The following is a 14,581-nucleotide window of genomic DNA, read 5'->3' on the forward strand; positions in this document are numbered from 1 at the left end:
TACCCCGAAGGGGCCGTCCGCCATCCGTGGTGCGGGCGGCCCCTTCGGCGTGCCGGCCACCGATGGGCGACCCCCTCGGCGTGCCCGATCACCGGTGGCCGCTTCCGATCACCTGTACGCCGGTCCTGTACGCCCGTGGCGCTGTAGCGGGATGACCGATGGCCGGGGCACTGTTGTCCGGGGTGCCGGGCAATCGTGGGTTCGACTTCACGGAGGTGTGGACCATGGCCGACGCCGCTTCGCGGCTGACCGCTCTCGCCGACAAGCTCCTCGGGGAGCCGCTTCCGGTCCGGATCCGCGCCTGGGACGGCAGCGAGTCCGGTCCCCCCGGCGCGCCGGTCCTCGTCCTGCGCCACCGCCGCGCCCTGCGCCGGCTGCTGTGGCGGCCGGGCGAACTGGGCCTGGCCCGCGCCTGGGTGGCCGGTGAGCTCGACATCGAGGGCGACCTCTACCTGGCCCTCGACCTGATCGCCGGACTGCTCTGGGACCGGGGCGCCCACCCCGAGGACGCCGTCCATCCCGTACGCGACCCGAGGCTGCGGGCCGCCGCCCTGGAGCTGGTGAGGCTCGCCGGGCCGCTGCCGCCGCCCGCCCCGCCCGCCGAGGAGCTGCGCCGCCGCACCGGCCGCCTGCACACCAAACGCCGCGACAAGCAGGCCATCAGCCACCACTACGACGTGGGCAACGCGTTCTACGAGCTCGTCCTCGGGCCCTCGATGGTCTACTCCTGCGCGTACTGGAGCGAGGGCGGCACCCTGGAGGACGCCCAGCGCGACAAGCTCGACCTGATCTGCCGCAAGCTCGGCCTCAAGGAGGGCGAGCGGCTGCTCGACGTCGGCTGCGGCTGGGGCTCGATGGCCATCCACGCCGCCCGCCACTACGGCGTCCACGTCGTCGGCATCACGCTCAGCGCCGAGCAGGCCGCGTACGCCCGCAAGCGCATCGCCGGGGAGGGCCTGACCGACCGGATCGAGATCCGCGTCCAGGACTACCGGGACGTCGACGACGGGCCGTACGACGCGATCTCGTCGATCGGGATGGCCGAGCACGTCGGCTCCGAACGCTATCGCGAGTACGCCGACGACCTGTACGCGCTGCTCGCGGACGGCGGCAGGCTCCTCAACCACCAGATCGCCCGCCGCCCCGAGCGCGACGAAGCGGCGTACCACGTGGACGAGTTCATCGACGCGTACGTCTTCCCCGACGGCGAACTGGCGCCGCTCGGGCGGACGTTGTCGACCTTGGAGGAGGCCGGGTTCGAGGCGCGGGACGTGGAGGCCATCCGCGATCACTACGCCCTCACCCTGCGCCAGTGGGTAGGCAATCTGGAGGCGGGCTGGGAGCGGGCGACGGGGCTGACCAGCCCCGGCCGGGCGCGCGTCTGGCGGCTCTACATGGCCGCGTCCGCGCTGTCCTTCGAGCGCAACCGGATCGGCGTCAACCAGATCCTGGCCGTGAAGCCCCCGGCGGGCGGCGCCTCGGGAATGCCGCTGCGGGCGCGCAGTTGGGGGAGCCCTGCGTCGTAACTCCGTACGTGACGTGGGAAGGACGAAGGGCCCGGGACGACGAACGCCGTCCCGGGCCCTTCCCCCATCCGTACTGCTACTCCGTCTTGATCGCCGTCAGCATGTTCAGGCGGGCGGCGCTGCGGGCCGGCCAGAGGGCGGCAAGGACGCCCACCAGGCCCGCGAGGAACAGGAAGAGCGCGATCCGGTCCCACGGGATGACCAGCGCGTACTCCGGGACCGAGCCCTTGATGGTCTGGCCGATGGCCCAGGCCAGGAAGGTACCGAGACCCACGCCGATCACCGCGCCGAAGACCGAGATGACGACGGCCTCCAGGCGGATCATGCGCTTGACGCGGCGGCGGTCCAGGCCGATCGCCCGCAGCATGCCGATCTCCTGCTGGCGCTCGAAGACCGACATGGCCAGCGTGTTGACCACCCCGAGGACGGCGATGAGCAGCGCCATCGCGAGCAGGCCGTACATGATGTTCAGCAGCGTGTTGATCATGCCGCCGAACGTGTCGCGGATGTCCTGCTGGTCCATGAAGCTGATCGCCGGGTTGTCGCCGAGGGCGTTGACCAGCGCCTGCTCATTGGCCTTGGTGGCCCCGCCGTCCATCTTCACGAACACCTGGCGGATGAACGGCCGGGTCTCGTGCGGGTCGAGGACCGTGGTCGAGGCGAGGACCGAGGACAGGAAGTCCTGCTTCTTGAAGACCGCGCCCACGGTGAGCTGCGCCGTCTTCTTGTCGTCGAACTCGACGGGCAGCCGGGTGCCGACCTTCCAGTCGTGCTCGGTCGCGGTCTCGTCGTCGACGGCGACCTGGCCCTTGCCGAGGGTGGCGAGCGAGCCGGAGACCGTCTCCAGGCGCATGACCCGCTCGATGTCGCCCGGCGTGACACCGGCGACTTCCTGGTGCGAGTCGCCGAGCTTGAGGTACGAGGACTGCTTCGGCGAGACCGCCGTGACGCCCGCGGCCTTGCGCAGCTCCGGCACCACGGACTTGTCCAGGTCGCCGCCGCTGGCCATCTGGACCATGTAGTCGGCCTTGATGTTGTCCGTCGTCGTCTTGTCGATCGACTTGCCCAGCGTGACGCCGAGCACCGACAGACCGGTGACCAGGGTCAGGCCGATGGCGAGCGCGGAGGCGGTGGCGCCGGTGCGGCGCGGGTTGCGGACCGCGTTCTGGCTGGCCAGCTTGCCGGAGACACCGAACATCTTGGCCAGCGCCGGGCGGACGAGCGCGATGACCGGGCGGGAGAGCAGCGGGATCAGGATGATGATGCCGACCAGGGCCAGGAAGGCGCCCAGGCCGATCATGGTCTTGCCGTCCTTGCCGGTCGCGGCACCCGAGAGGACCGCGCCCGCGCCGAGCAGCGTGATGATCGCGCCGATGGTGTTCCGTACGACCAGGGACTTGGTGGTGGCGACGCCGTGCACGCTGTTCATCGCGGCCACCGGCGGGATCTTGGCGGCGCGCCAGGCGGGCAGCAGGGCGGCGATCAGGGTGACCAGGACGCCGACGGCGAGCGCGGCGATGACCGGGGTCGACGAGACGATCAGCGAACCGGCCGGGAGCTTGATGCCGAAGGCGTCCATGCCGGAGCGCAGCCCGACCGCGAGGCCGAGGCCGAGCCCGAAGCCGACCGTGGAGGCGAGCGTGCCGACCACCAGCGCCTCGGCGAGCACCGAGCGCCGCACCTGCGAGCGCGAGGCGCCGACGGCACGCATCAGGGCGAGCTCACGGGTGCGCTGGGCGACCAGCATGGTGAAGGTGTTGGAGATCAGGAAGACACCGACGAACAGGGCGATCGCGGCGAAGGCGAGCAGCGTCTGGCTCAGCGCGCTGAGGCCGTGCTCGATGTCGCTGGCCTCCTGGTCGGCGAGCGCCTGGCCGGTCTTGGCCTCGGCGTGCTCCGGCAGCAGCGGCTTGACCTCGTTGAGGATCTTCGTCGCGTCGGCGCCGGGCTTGGCGGAGATGTTGACGTTCTGGAAGAAGCCGGGCTTGAGGTACAGCTTCTGGGCGACATTGGTGTCGAACAGCACCAGGCTGCCGCCCGCGTTGACCGCGCCGTCCTCGGTGGTGAAGACACCGGAGAGGGTGTACGTCTTCACCGGCCCGTTGGTGGCCACCCGCACCCGGTCGCCGACCTTGTACTTGCCCTTGTCGGCGGTGTCCTTGTCGAGGGCGATCTGGCCGTCCTGGACCGGCCCCGAGCCGTCGGCGAAGGTGTACGAGGGGTCCTTGCCGTCCTTGCTCGGCGAGAAGTTGCCGCCCTTGTTGGCCCAGCCCTGCCCGATCAGCTTGCCGTGCTGGTCGGCCACACCGGCGAACCCGTCGACGCGCCCGTTGACGGACGAGACCCCGTCGAGCGCCTCGATCTTGGCGACGGTCTGCTTGCTGACGCCCGGGTCCTGCTTCTCGTCGTCGCGGTTGTGGTACGAGGTGACGGCGACGGCCACGTTGTCGTAGCTCTTGGCCGACTGGTTCTTGAAGGCGCTCTTGAGGGTGTCGGTGAAGACCAGCGTGCCGGAGACGAAGGCGACGCCGAGCATCACGGCGAGCACGGTCATCAACAGCCTGGCCTTGTGCGCCAGCACGTTGCGCAGGGCGGTTTTGAACATGGGCTTTCTCAGTCCTGGGGGAGTGCGAACAGGGCGGTGGCTGGGGCCGGTCGGCCCGTGGTTCAGCTCGTACGACCCTTCGCGTCGAACTCCTTCATGCGGTCGAGCACGCCGTCGGCGCTCGGGTGGAGCATCTCGTCCACCACGCGGCCGTCGGCGAGGAAGATCACGCGGTCCGCGTAGGAGGCGGCGACCGGGTCGTGGGTGACCATGACCACGGTCTGGCCGAGCTCGCGCACCGAGTTGCGCAGGAAGCCCAGGACCTCGGCGCCGGAGCGGGAGTCCAGGTTTCCGGTCGGCTCGTCACCGAAGATGATCTCGGGCTGGGAGGCGAGCGCGCGGGCCACGGCCACGCGCTGCTGCTGGCCGCCGGAGAGCTGGGTGGGGCGGTGGGACAGACGCCCGGACAGGCCGACCATCTCGATGACCTTGGCCACCCACTCCTTGTTGGGCTTGCGGCCCGCGATGTCCATCGGGAGCGTGATGTTCTCGGCCGCGGTCAGCGTCGGCAGCAGGTTGAACGCCTGGAAGATGAAGCCGATCTTGTCCCGGCGCAGCTGGGTGAGCTGCTTGTCCTTGAGCGAGCCGAGCTCGGTGTCGCCTATGCGCACCGACCCGGAGCTGAACGAGTCGAGCCCGGCCACGCAGTGCATCAGCGTCGACTTGCCGGAGCCCGAGGGGCCCATGATCGCGGTGAACTCGCCCTGGCGGAAGTCGACCGACACCCGGTCGAGCGCGACCACCTGGGTCTCGCCCGCGCCGTAGACCTTCGACAGCTCGGTGGCGCGGGCGGCCACCGCGGTGGCGCGGTGTGCGGTGGGGATGGTGGTCACGGAGGACTCCTGTCAGGACGCGGTGCTGGGGACTACTCCATCCTCGATGCCGTCGCACCCCCGGAACGTCAGTCCCTGTGCCCGTTCTCCGGCCCACTTGAGTCTTATGCGAGCACTACTCGCCTCCTCCTGGGGTATGACGCCACCCCTGAGAGACCCCCGGCGGCGCCGGTCGCTGCGGGGGTGCGCGCGGGGGCGTCGAATTCGCGTCATTCCGTTACGTACAGTCCGGCTGACCGGTATGCCCGCCAACCGCCTCCGGCATGTGCCGGAGCCATCGTCGGGTGGCCTGACGCACCCTCAGACGCCAATAAAATAAGACAACATCGGCCATCGTTCCGCCGTGTGAGGGACGCGTCCGGATAGGCTCTTCGGGCGAACGTAAGAACCGCGCGACCAGCCCGGATGGTGGAAAGCAGACACGGCGAGCTTAAACCTCGCTGGCCCTCGGGCCGTGCCGGTTCAAGTCCGGCTCCGGGCACCTCACGCCCCCTCGGGGAGCTAAGCAGAGAACCGTTAATTCGGTGGGCGGAAGTACCGTATTTCGGCGAATGGGTGGCGTCCGGGTAAACACTTCCGCAAGGTTCCCGCCACCGCCGCGCCCCACCGCCCGCTCCCGTCCCGGGCGTCCCGCCAGGCACGGCCCGGGGATCCGGGGCCGTCCGCGCGCTCCGCCGCACCCGGGACCCGCCCCCGTGGCACTCTTGTGACCGTGGAACCCTGGTGTGAGTCGGATGTGGCGCGGAAAGATCCTCCCAGAGCACTAGGGTGAATGTTTTGCGTTCCCATTACCCTTGACGTCAAGGCCGCGCTCGGTGGCCATGGAGGAGTGAGATGAGGAGCAGCAACCCGGTCTTCTCGCGACGGGGGTTCAGCCGCGACAACGGCTACGCGGGCTTCAACACCGCGCCGCAGGCCGGGGGCAACCCGTACGCGCAGGCCCCGTACGGCCAGCCGCAGGCGAACCCGTACGCGACGAACCCCTACGCGCAGCAGGACACGCAGTACGGCGCCCCGCAGGCCCCGGCCCGCGGCAACGTGATGACGATGGACGACGTCGTCTCGCGCACCGCCATCACGCTCGGCGTCGTCGCGCTCGGCGCGGTGCTCGCCTGGGCCCTGCTGCCGGTCTCGACGACCAGCTACGGGCTGGCGGTCGGCGCGGCGCTCGTGGCGTTCGTCCTCGCGATGATCCAGAACTTCAAGGCGAAGCCCGTCCCGGCGCTGATCATCGGCTATGCCGCGTTCGAGGGTGTCTTCCTCGGCGTCATCAGCGAGATGTACAACGAGCGCTGGTCCGGCGCCCCGTTCCAGGCCGTGCTCGGCACGCTGGCGGTCTCCGGCGCCACGCTGTTCGCGTACAAGCAGCGCTGGGTCCGCGTGACCGCGCGCTACGCCCGTATCGGTATGACCATCGCCATCGCGTTCGTCGTGGTGACGATGGTCAACCTGCTGGTGGTCGCCTTCGGCGGTGCCAGCGGCGGGGGCCTGCGCAGCTTCGGCCCGCTCGGCTTCGCGGTCGGCGTGCTCGCCATCCTGATCGGCTGCTTCTTCCTGACGCTCGACTTCAAGCAGATCGAGGACGGCATCACCTACGGCGCCCCGCGCGAGGAGTCGTGGCTGGCCGCGTTCGGTCTGACGATGTCGCTGGTCTGGATCTACCTGGAGATGCTGCGTCTGGTGGCGATCCTCCAGGGCGACGACTGACGCCCGCTCAGCCAAGCGCGAAGGGGCCCGTCCGGCAGTCGCCGGGCGGGCCCCTTCGCGTCGGCCTTGTGGTCGTCGGCCTTCGGGTACGGGGGATTCCTACCTCTCCTAGAGCAGGCGGCGCGCGGCCCGCCGCAGGTCGTACTCGTGGATGATCGCCTTGGCGTGGCCGTACGCGAGATCGTGCTCGCTCCTTAGCCAGCTGACCTTCTCCTCGAACCGTACGAGGGAAGGGCCTTCGTCGACGGTGCGGAGCCAGTCGGAGACTTCACGACCGGTGCAATGGGGGATGCGGGAGAGCAGGTTGCGATGGGTTTCTTCGGAGAAGACTTGGGACATCGGCGCCTCCGGACGCATTGCCTGGGGGTCTCCCGTTCGGGCGGAGCCCGGAGCGCGGGAGAGGGTCCTTCACGTCACCGTGCCTGAGCGTTCGCGTATTGGCAACAGTCCCGGAGCGGCGCGTAGGGTCGCGGCGTGCTAGATGTGACCCCGCTCCTCGCCGCGACCGACCGCTTCGCCGACCGCCTGCGGGCCGCCCCCGAGAGCCGCCTGCGACGCGGCGCCGCCGCCGAAGGCCTGGCCCTGGCCAGGGAATTGTCGGCCCGGGCCCAGCGCCTGGAGACCCCGTCCTGTGAGCCGCACGTGATGCCGGATGCGGGCGCCTTCGCGGTCGCGGACCAAGTCTCGGTAGCGGGCCGCGATTTGGCCGAGGCGCTGCGGAGCACGACAGCGGCCTCGTCCGAGATGCTGGACGAGGCCGTGGGGTTGATCGAGGAAGCCGCGCAGCGGGCTTTCCAGGGCCGCGGCTCCGGGCCCCGCTAGGGGCGCGGGGAACGGCGCGACCAGCCCCGCACGGTCCGCAGCCGTACAGGCCCTTCACGAGCCCCTGCGGGCCCGTACACACGCTACAGCGACGCGATGACCCGGTCCGCGAGGATGTACACGCTCTCCTCACCGCAGGAGAACGTCAGAGCGTACGCACCGGAAATCCCCGACCCGCCCAGCAGCACCGGCGACTCCCCCTCGCGCAGCGCCTCGGCGAGACGCTCGGAGGTCTCCCGGTGACCCGGGGTCATACACAGCGTGGTGCCGTCGGCGAACACGTACACATCGAGCGTGCCGAGCGGCCCCGGCCGCACGTCGGTCAGCGCCGTACCCGTCTCGGCCAGCGTCTCCAGACGCGAGACCGTGGACTCGTGGTCGGCCACGACGGGCGTCTGGACCGGGACGAAGTCGGGGTGCGAGGGATGCCGGCGGCGGGCGGCCGCGAGCTCCGGGGAGTCCTCGGGGAACTCCTCGTACGGCTCCACGCCCAGCTCCGTGGCCTCCAGGCCGGCGAAGTCGGACTGCCGGGGCAGGAACAGCGCGGCGTCGTCGCCCAGGCCCGCCAGGCCGCCCAGGAGCGACGGGGTGTCCGCCGCGTCCCGCGCCTCCTGCGCGGCCCAGAACGCGCGCGCCTCGGCCAGCTCGCGCTCGCGCTCCTCGGCCAGCGCCTCGGCGACGGCCGCGCGTATCTCGGCGAGCGGGGTCTCGGCGCCGCGTGCCTGGTGGGGCACGGTGGCGGAGAGGGGTGCGCGGTCGGCCGCGAGGTCGGCGCGCAGCGCCACGACCTGCTTGCGCAGCCCATGGGCTGCGTGCAGGGCAGCGGCGCCCACGGCCGTGGCAGCGGCCGTGGTCAGCAGCAGGGCAAGAGACATGGCGCTCACTGACTTACTCCCGGATTCAAACGATTCCCCGACTTCCTACATCAGCTTGTCGTGGGCCCGCTCGTCCTGTCAGTGCATTACGTCACGAAATGGGCAGGTCTTTCTGCCCGAGGTTTAGCCCAGAAACGCCGTGACCTGCGGGAATGCCTCTCCCCCGGGACGTACGTCACATCCTGGGGGAGATTCGGTCACGAACCGGTGGCGCAGCGGTTGAAAGGTGTCAGCACAGGCCGTCAGGCAGGGCTGTCGGCTCGGCCGCTCGATCAGCTGAGGCGCTCGCTTCTTTGGTCGCGCTTCGCTTCCGCTGCGGGCAGGTGCCGTCCTCGTTCCTCGGACGACCCCTACCCTCCGCTGCAGCTCAGCTCAGCCGCTCGATGACCATGGCCATGCCCTGGCCGCCGCCGACGCACATCGTCTCCAGACCGAACTGCTTGTCGTGGAACTGGAGGGAGTTGATGAGCGTGCCGGTGATCCGGGCGCCGGTCATGCCGAAGGGGTGGCCCACCGCGATGGCGCCGCCGTTCACGTTCAGCTTGTCGAGCGGGATCTCCAGGTCGCGGTACGACGGGATCACCTGGGCGGCGAACGCCTCGTTGATCTCGAACAGGTCGATGTCGCCGACGGTGAGCCCGGCGCGCTTCAGAGCCTGCTTCGACGCCTCGACCGGGCCCAGGCCCATGATCTCGGGGGACAGGCCGGTGACACCGGTGGAGACGATCCGCGCCAGCGGGGTCAGACCGAGCTCGCGGGCCTTGGTGTCGCTCATGATGACCAGCGCGGCGGCGCCGTCGTTGAGCGGGCAGCAGTTGCCGGCGGTGACCAGGCCGTCGGGGCGGAAGACGGGCTTGAGGCCCTGGACGCCCTCCAGGGTGACGCCGGCGCGCGGGCCGTCGTCCTGGCTGACGACCGTGCCGTCCGGGGTGGTGATCGGGGTGATCTCCCGCTCCCAGAAGCCGTTCTTGATGGCGGCCTCGGCGAGGTTCTGCGAGCGGACGCCGAACTCGTCCATGTCCGCGCGCGTGACGCCCTTGAGCCGCGCCAGGTTCTCGGCGGTCTGGCCCATCGCGATGTACGCGTCCGGGATCAGGCCGTCCTCGCGGGGGTCGTGCCAGGAGGCGCCCTCGCTCTGGGCGACGGTGGCCGTACGGGCCTCGGCGTCGGCGAAGAGCGGGTTGTGCGTGTCGGGCATCCCGTCGGAGCTGCCCTTGACGGACCGCGACACCATCTCGACACCGGCGGAGATGAAGACATCGCCCTCGCCCGCCTTGATGGCGTGCAGCGCCATACGGGAGGTCTGGAGCGAGGACGAGCAGTAGCGGGTGATCGTGCAGCCCGGCAGGTGGTCCATGCCCATCTGCACGGCCACGATCCGGCCGAGGTTGTGGCCCTGCTCGCCGCCGGGGAGGCCGCAGCCGAGCATCAGGTCGTCGATGTCGCGCGGGTCCAGCTCGGGGACCTTGGCGAGGGCGGCCTGGATGATCGTGGCGGTGAGGTCGTCCGGGCGGACGTCCTTGAGGGAGCCCTTGAAGGCGCGGCCGATGGGGGAACGAGCGGTCGAAACGATCACGGCTTCGGGCATCACGGCTCCAGAGGCTAAGCGGGCTGGCTCTCTGGGAAGTTACCCGTACGTACGTAATTGGTCATCGCCCGACGCGTGTGATGCGGACCTCTTTTCTAAGCGCCCGCTCAGCCCCCCGCGCCCCTGACTACCTAGGGGCGCGGGGCTGTGACATTTGCGGCTCCGCCGCGTGGGCGCGACAAGCCCCCACCGGCCCGCAGCCGACCGACGACCGCCGGAGGCTTTCGGGAAGGGGTGGGGTGGGGGCCCAAGAAGCGGGAACTACTTCGCCGTGTCCTTGGCAAGGAACGCCAAGAGGTCCTGGCGGCTCACCACGCCCGACGGCTTGCCCTCGACCAGGACGATCGCGGCGTCCGCCTCGCCGAGCACGGCCATGAGCTCGGCGACCGGCTCACCCGACCCCACCTGCGGCAGCGGTGCGCTCATGTGCTTCTCCAGCGGGTCGGAAAGCGAGGCACGCTGGGCGAAGAGGGCGGACAGGAGCTCCTTCTCCACCACCGAGCCGATGACCTCCGCGGCCATCACATCCGGATGCCCCGCGCCCGGCTTCACGATCGGCATCTGCGAGACGCCGTACTCGCGCAGCACCTCGATCGCCTCCCCGACCGTCTCCTCGGGGTGCATGTGGACGAGGGACGGCATCGCGCCCTCCTTGTCGGCGAGGACGTCGCCGATGCGGGCGGACGGGCCCGCCTCCTCCAGGAAGCCGTGCCCGGCCATCCACTCGTCCGAGAAGATCTTGGACAGGTAGCCGCGGCCGGAGTCGGGGAGCAGGACGACGACCACGTCGTCCGGGCCCAGGCCCTCCGCCACCCGCAGCGCCGCCACGACCGCCATGCCGCAGGAGCCGCCCACAAGCAGGCCCTCCTCCTTGGCGAGGCGGCGGGTCATCTGGAAGGAGTCCTTGTCGGAGACGGCGACGATCTCGTCCGTCACCTCACGGTCGTACGCCGTCGGCCAGAAGTCCTCGCCGACGCCCTCGACCAGGTACGGACGGCCGGAGCCACCGCTGTAGACCGAGCCCTCGGGGTCCGCGCCGACGACCTTCACCGAGCCGCCGGAGACCTCCTTGAGGTACTTGCCGGTGCCGGAGATGGTGCCGCCGGTGCCGACGCCCGCCACGAAGTGCGTGATCTTCCCGTCGGTCTGCTCCCACAGCTCCGGACCGGTGGTCTCGTAGTGCGAGCGCGGGTTGTTCGGGTTGCTGTACTGGTCCGGCTTCCAGGCGCCGGGCGTCTCGCGCACGAGGCGGTCAGAGACGTTGTAGTACGAGTCCGGGTGCTCCGGGTCGACCGCCGTCGGGCAGACGACGACCTCGGCCCCGTACGCCCTCAGGACGTTGATCTTGTCGAGCGACACCTTGTCCGGGCAGACGAAGATGCACTTGTAGCCCTTCTGCTGGGCCACGATCGCGAGACCGACACCCGTGTTGCCCGAGGTGGGCTCGACGATGGTGCCGCCCGGCTTGAGCGCGCCGCTCTGCTCCGCCGCTTCGATCATGCGCACGGCGATACGGTCCTTGACCGAGCCGCCGGGGTTGAAGTACTCGACCTTGGCCAGGACGGTCGCCTGGATGCCCGCGGTCACACTGTTGAGCTTCACCAGCGGGGTATTGCCGACGAGGCTGATCATCGAGTCGTGGAATTGCACCGTTGTCTCCGGGGTCTCCGTGATGGTGCCGCCAGCGTATGCGCACAGTGCGGGCGTGTTCACCTCACGGCGTGATTGAGCGACACCTGTCACCGGGCAGGTAGCTGATGTACGGCTCCTAGGAGGTGGCCAAGGAGGTGGCGGTGGCTGGGAGTGTGTTGACCGGTTCGGCCGGGTCGCGGGCGCGGGTGGCGCGCCGCATCGCGGCCGGGGCGGCGTTCGGCGGGGGCGGCATCGGCCTGATCGGGGCCGCGGCGGTCGGCGTGCTGCTCGCGGAGGCGGCGCTGGCCAAGCGCTCGGTGCGGGGCGGCAGCGCGCCGCACCCGCCGAGCGCCGACGGTCTGTACGGGGTCGCGTACGCCAACGGCTCGCCCCCGCTGCGCCTGGGCATCCTGGGCGACTCCACGGCGGCCGGCCAGGGCGTGCGGAGGGCCGGGCAGACGCCGGGGGCGCTGCTCGCCTCCGGGCTCGCCGCGGTCGCCGAGCAGATGGTCACCCTGCGCAATGTGGCCCAGCCGGGCGCCCAGTCGGACGACCTGGACCGCCAGGTCTCGCTGATGCTCGGCGACCCGGTCCGCATCCCCGACGTGTGCGTGATCATGATCGGCGCCAACGACGTCACCCACCGGATGCCGCCCACCACCTCGGTACGCCATCTGGCGGGCGCGGTGCGCCGGCTGCGCACGGCCGGGGCCGAGGTCGTCGTCGGCACCTGCCCCGACCTCGGCTCGGTGGAGCCGGTCTACCAGCCGCTGCGCTGGCTGGCCCGCCGGGTCTCGCGCCAGCTCGCCGCCGCCCAGACGATCGTGGTGGTGGAGCAGGGCGGCCGGACCGTGTCGCTCGGCCATCTGCTCGGCCCCGAGTTCGAGGCGAACCCGCGCGAGCTGTTCGGCCCGGACAACTACCACCCCTCGGCCGAGGGCTACGCGACGGCCGCGATGGCCGTACTGCCCACGCTGTGCGCCTCGTTGGGGCTGTGGCCCGACGCCGACCAGCTGGAGGCGGACCGCGACGAGGACATCCTGCCGGTCGCCAAGGCCGCGGCCGAGGCGGCGGCGGAGGCCGGTACCGAGGTCAGCGGCGCCCGCGCGCCCTGGGCGCTGCTCAAGCACCGCCGCCGGCGGCGCCTGCCGCCCGCGACCGAGCCGTCCACCGCGCACCCGGCGCACCCGGCCCACCCCTGATCCGGCGGACCGTCAGCAGGGGCCGCCTTCGGGTGCGTTGGTCGCGGAACTGGTACGAGCGCGACACGTTGGCGCAGCACCCCCTTAACACGGGTACGGCACATTGGTGGATGTCGGCGGGGGAGACCCCGGCGGCACCACCAACGGCGTCATGGACCTCCGGAGCGGCTCCCGGACCTCCGACGCCCAGGACGCGGTGACCGGCCCTGACCCGGGACCGTGTCCCTCGCGGGGACCGCCGTCGTCCCGCCCCCCGGGCGACCGGGGGTGCGGCGGTCCCCGCGCTCAGCTTCTTCCCGTACGTACGAGAGCTCGGTTACGTACGAAGGCGTCCGGGTCTCAGTCCGTGTCGCCGCCGCGGTCGCGGCGGGGCCACGGCCAGGGGCGGGTGGCGTGGACGGCGTTGACGCCGAGGATGCCGGCCCAGGTGACGAAGAGACCGCTCAGCCCGGCGTTCACGGCGCCGATCGCGGAGAGCGGGATGGCGAGGATCAGCGAGATCATGCCGAAGCCGAAGCGCTCGCCGAAGCTGATGTCGCCGTCGTTGTGCGCGGCCGGGCGGCCGCCCCGGGCCACCACCATCTGCTGCTCGGCCAGCTGGCGCCGCACCCGGCGGTCCACCGTCCCGTCGACGCGCTGCTCCACCTTCTCCAGGAACGACTCCAGGAGGGCGCTCTCGTACTCCGGGCCCAGCTCCCGCCGGGCGTGCAGGGTGGCGTCGAGTTCCTTCTTCAGCTCGGCGTCCTGAAGCGGACCGTTCCTGAGCTCAGTGTCGCGGGCTTCCATGCTTTTACGGTACGCAGCGGTCGGCACGGGCACAGTGGGGGTAGCCCCCGTACTTGCCCGGCTGCATATGGTCATGCAGAGTGCGGGGCGACTGAATATTCTGGGTGTGGCACATCTGGACAGAGGAAGGGGGCCGGCATGAGCGACAGCCCTGCCGCGCGGTTGCAGCAGCTCTTCGAGGGGCGCCGGCTCACCCCGACCCAGCGGCGGATCGCGCACAGCATGGTGCGCCGCGCCGCCGACGTGCCGTTCCTGTCGAGTGTGGAGCTCGCCGAACTCGCCGGTGTCAGCCAGCCGTCCGTGACCCGCTTCGCGGTCGCCCTGGGCTTCGACGGGTATCCGGCCCTGCGCCGCCATCTGCGCGAGGTGGCGCCGGTGGCGGCCCCTTCGGGGGACGAGGACGGGTACAACGAGTACCAGCAGGCGGTCCAGGCGGAGATCGAGAACCTGCGGCATCTGGTGGGGCTGCTGGCCGATCCGTCGCCGGTGGAGCAGGCGGGCCGGTTGCTCGCCGCCTCCCGCCCGCTGCCGGTCCTGGGGCTCCGGGCCGCCTCGTCGCAGGCGCGGGGCTTCGCGTACTTCGCGGCGAAGGTGCACCCGGATGTACGGCTGCTCGACGAGGGCGGGTCGATGCTGGTCGACCGCGTCGACGCGGCGGTTCGGGCCGGGGCGTCGGCGCTCCTGTGCTTCGCGCTGCCGCGGCATCCGAAGGAGGTCGTGGAGACGCTGTCGTACGCGCGGTCGTCGGGTCTGACGGTCGTCACGGTCGCCGACTCCGCGTTCGCCCCGGTGGCGCGCTTCAGTGACCTCCTGATCCCGGCGGCGGTCGGCACGGGCCTGGCCTTCGACACGGCCTGCGCGCCGATGCTGCTGGGTCGTGTGCTGCTGGAGGCCATGTGCGACGACCTCCCCGACGCGCAGGCCCGCCTGGAGGACTTCGACGCGGGCGCCGCGGCGCGTGGCCTGTTCGTGGAGTAACCCTGCGGACCGTGCTGGGTTGCTCGC

Annotated in this window: 12 protein-coding genes and 1 tRNA gene; 6 read left to right on the forward strand and 7 right to left on the reverse strand. The window is 70.9% G+C overall.

Annotation, left to right across the window (positions count from 1 at the left end):
* The first annotated feature begins 224 nt into the window (after positions 1–224).
* On the forward strand, positions 225–1,526 hold the full coding sequence (locus ACT1U9_RS18720) for a class I SAM-dependent methyltransferase (protein ID WP_444533867.1): 1,302 nt from the start codon (positions 225–227) through the stop codon (positions 1,524–1,526).
* Positions 1,527–1,602: 76 nt separating this feature from the next.
* Here ACT1U9_RS18720 and ACT1U9_RS18725 read toward each other — a convergent pair whose 3' ends face one another.
* The gene (locus ACT1U9_RS18725) at positions 1,603–4,131 is read right to left on the reverse strand and encodes an ABC transporter permease (protein ID WP_444533868.1); all 2,529 of its coding nucleotides are present in this window, start codon (positions 4,129–4,131) and stop codon (positions 1,603–1,605) included.
* Positions 4,132–4,193: 62 nt separating this feature from the next.
* A complete protein-coding gene (locus ACT1U9_RS18730; RefSeq protein WP_188277349.1) occupies positions 4,194–4,964 on the reverse strand; it encodes an ABC transporter ATP-binding protein in 771 nt (256 codons plus the stop codon).
* A 399-nt stretch (positions 4,965–5,363) separates the two neighbouring features.
* On the opposite strand from ACT1U9_RS18730, the gene ACT1U9_RS18735 reads away from it, so the two are divergent.
* A tRNA-Leu gene (locus ACT1U9_RS18735) sits at positions 5,364–5,445 on the forward strand.
* 353 nt (positions 5,446–5,798) lie between these two features.
* Positions 5,799–6,671: a Bax inhibitor-1/YccA family protein gene (locus ACT1U9_RS18740; RefSeq protein WP_444533869.1), complete on the forward strand. Its 873-nt coding sequence runs from the start codon at positions 5,799–5,801 to the stop codon at positions 6,669–6,671.
* Between the two features lie 108 nt (positions 6,672–6,779).
* Here the strand turns inward: ACT1U9_RS18740 and ACT1U9_RS18745 are convergent, their stop codons facing one another.
* Positions 6,780–7,010, reverse strand: coding sequence for a DUF4287 domain-containing protein (locus ACT1U9_RS18745; protein ID WP_444533870.1), 231 nt, complete (start codon positions 7,008–7,010; stop codon positions 6,780–6,782).
* A 135-nt stretch (positions 7,011–7,145) separates the two neighbouring features.
* On the opposite strand from ACT1U9_RS18745, the gene ACT1U9_RS18750 reads away from it, so the two are divergent.
* Positions 7,146–7,493: a hypothetical protein gene (locus tag ACT1U9_RS18750; protein ID WP_444533871.1), complete on the forward strand. Its 348-nt coding sequence runs from the start codon at positions 7,146–7,148 to the stop codon at positions 7,491–7,493.
* 83 nt (positions 7,494–7,576) lie between these two features.
* On the opposite strand, the gene ACT1U9_RS18755 is transcribed toward ACT1U9_RS18750, so the two are convergent.
* The 3 genes from ACT1U9_RS18755 to ACT1U9_RS18765 form a co-directional block, all read right to left on the reverse strand.
* The gene (locus ACT1U9_RS18755; RefSeq protein WP_444539172.1) at positions 7,577–8,353 is read right to left on the reverse strand and encodes a hypothetical protein; all 777 of its coding nucleotides are present in this window, start codon (positions 8,351–8,353) and stop codon (positions 7,577–7,579) included.
* 382 nt (positions 8,354–8,735) lie between these two features.
* Positions 8,736–9,956 carry an acetyl-CoA C-acetyltransferase gene (locus tag ACT1U9_RS18760; RefSeq protein WP_444533872.1) on the reverse strand — a complete coding sequence of 407 codons (1,221 nt, stop codon included), beginning with the start codon at positions 9,954–9,956 and terminating at the stop codon, positions 8,736–8,738.
* A gap of 261 nt (positions 9,957–10,217) precedes the next feature.
* The gene (locus ACT1U9_RS18765; protein WP_444533873.1) at positions 10,218–11,606 is read right to left on the reverse strand and encodes a cystathionine beta-synthase; all 1,389 of its coding nucleotides are present in this window, start codon (positions 11,604–11,606) and stop codon (positions 10,218–10,220) included.
* Positions 11,607–11,794: 188 nt separating this feature from the next.
* On the opposite strand from ACT1U9_RS18765, the gene ACT1U9_RS18770 reads away from it, so the two are divergent.
* Complete coding sequence (locus ACT1U9_RS18770) at positions 11,795–12,790, forward strand: SGNH/GDSL hydrolase family protein (protein ID WP_444539173.1); 996 nt, start codon at positions 11,795–11,797, stop codon at positions 12,788–12,790.
* Positions 12,791–13,129: 339 nt separating this feature from the next.
* Here ACT1U9_RS18770 and ACT1U9_RS18775 read toward each other — a convergent pair whose 3' ends face one another.
* A complete protein-coding gene (locus ACT1U9_RS18775; protein ID WP_444533874.1) occupies positions 13,130–13,576 on the reverse strand; it encodes a hypothetical protein in 447 nt (148 codons plus the stop codon).
* Between the two features lie 138 nt (positions 13,577–13,714).
* On the opposite strand from ACT1U9_RS18775, the gene ACT1U9_RS18780 reads away from it, so the two are divergent.
* A complete protein-coding gene (locus tag ACT1U9_RS18780) occupies positions 13,715–14,554 on the forward strand; it encodes a MurR/RpiR family transcriptional regulator (protein ID WP_444533875.1) in 840 nt (279 codons plus the stop codon).
* The last annotated feature ends 27 nt before the right edge of the window (positions 14,555–14,581 follow it).

The sequence above is a fragment of the Streptomyces sp. BR1 genome, assembly GCF_052373795.1.
Lineage (GTDB): Bacteria > Actinomycetota > Actinomycetes > Streptomycetales > Streptomycetaceae > Streptomyces.

What these genes read in the sequence shown, in the direction of transcription:
- ACT1U9_RS18780 (WP_444533875.1), top strand. Translation starts at nt 13,715, where the DNA reads ATGAGCGACAGCCCTGCCGCGCGGTTGCAGCAGCTCTTCGAGGGGCGC.
- ACT1U9_RS18775 (WP_444533874.1), bottom strand. Translation starts at nt 13,576, where the DNA reads ATGGAAGCCCGCGACACTGAGCTCAGGAACGGTCCGCTTCAGGACGCC.
- ACT1U9_RS18720 (WP_444533867.1), top strand. Translation starts at nt 225, where the DNA reads ATGGCCGACGCCGCTTCGCGGCTGACCGCTCTCGCCGACAAGCTCCTC.
- ACT1U9_RS18745 (WP_444533870.1), bottom strand. Translation starts at nt 7,010, where the DNA reads ATGTCCCAAGTCTTCTCCGAAGAAACCCATCGCAACCTGCTCTCCCGC.
- ACT1U9_RS18760 (WP_444533872.1), bottom strand. Translation starts at nt 9,956, where the DNA reads ATGCCCGAAGCCGTGATCGTTTCGACCGCTCGTTCCCCCATCGGCCGC.
- ACT1U9_RS18725 (WP_444533868.1), bottom strand. Translation starts at nt 4,131, where the DNA reads ATGTTCAAAACCGCCCTGCGCAACGTGCTGGCGCACAAGGCCAGGCTG.
- ACT1U9_RS18740 (WP_444533869.1), top strand. Translation starts at nt 5,799, where the DNA reads ATGAGGAGCAGCAACCCGGTCTTCTCGCGACGGGGGTTCAGCCGCGAC.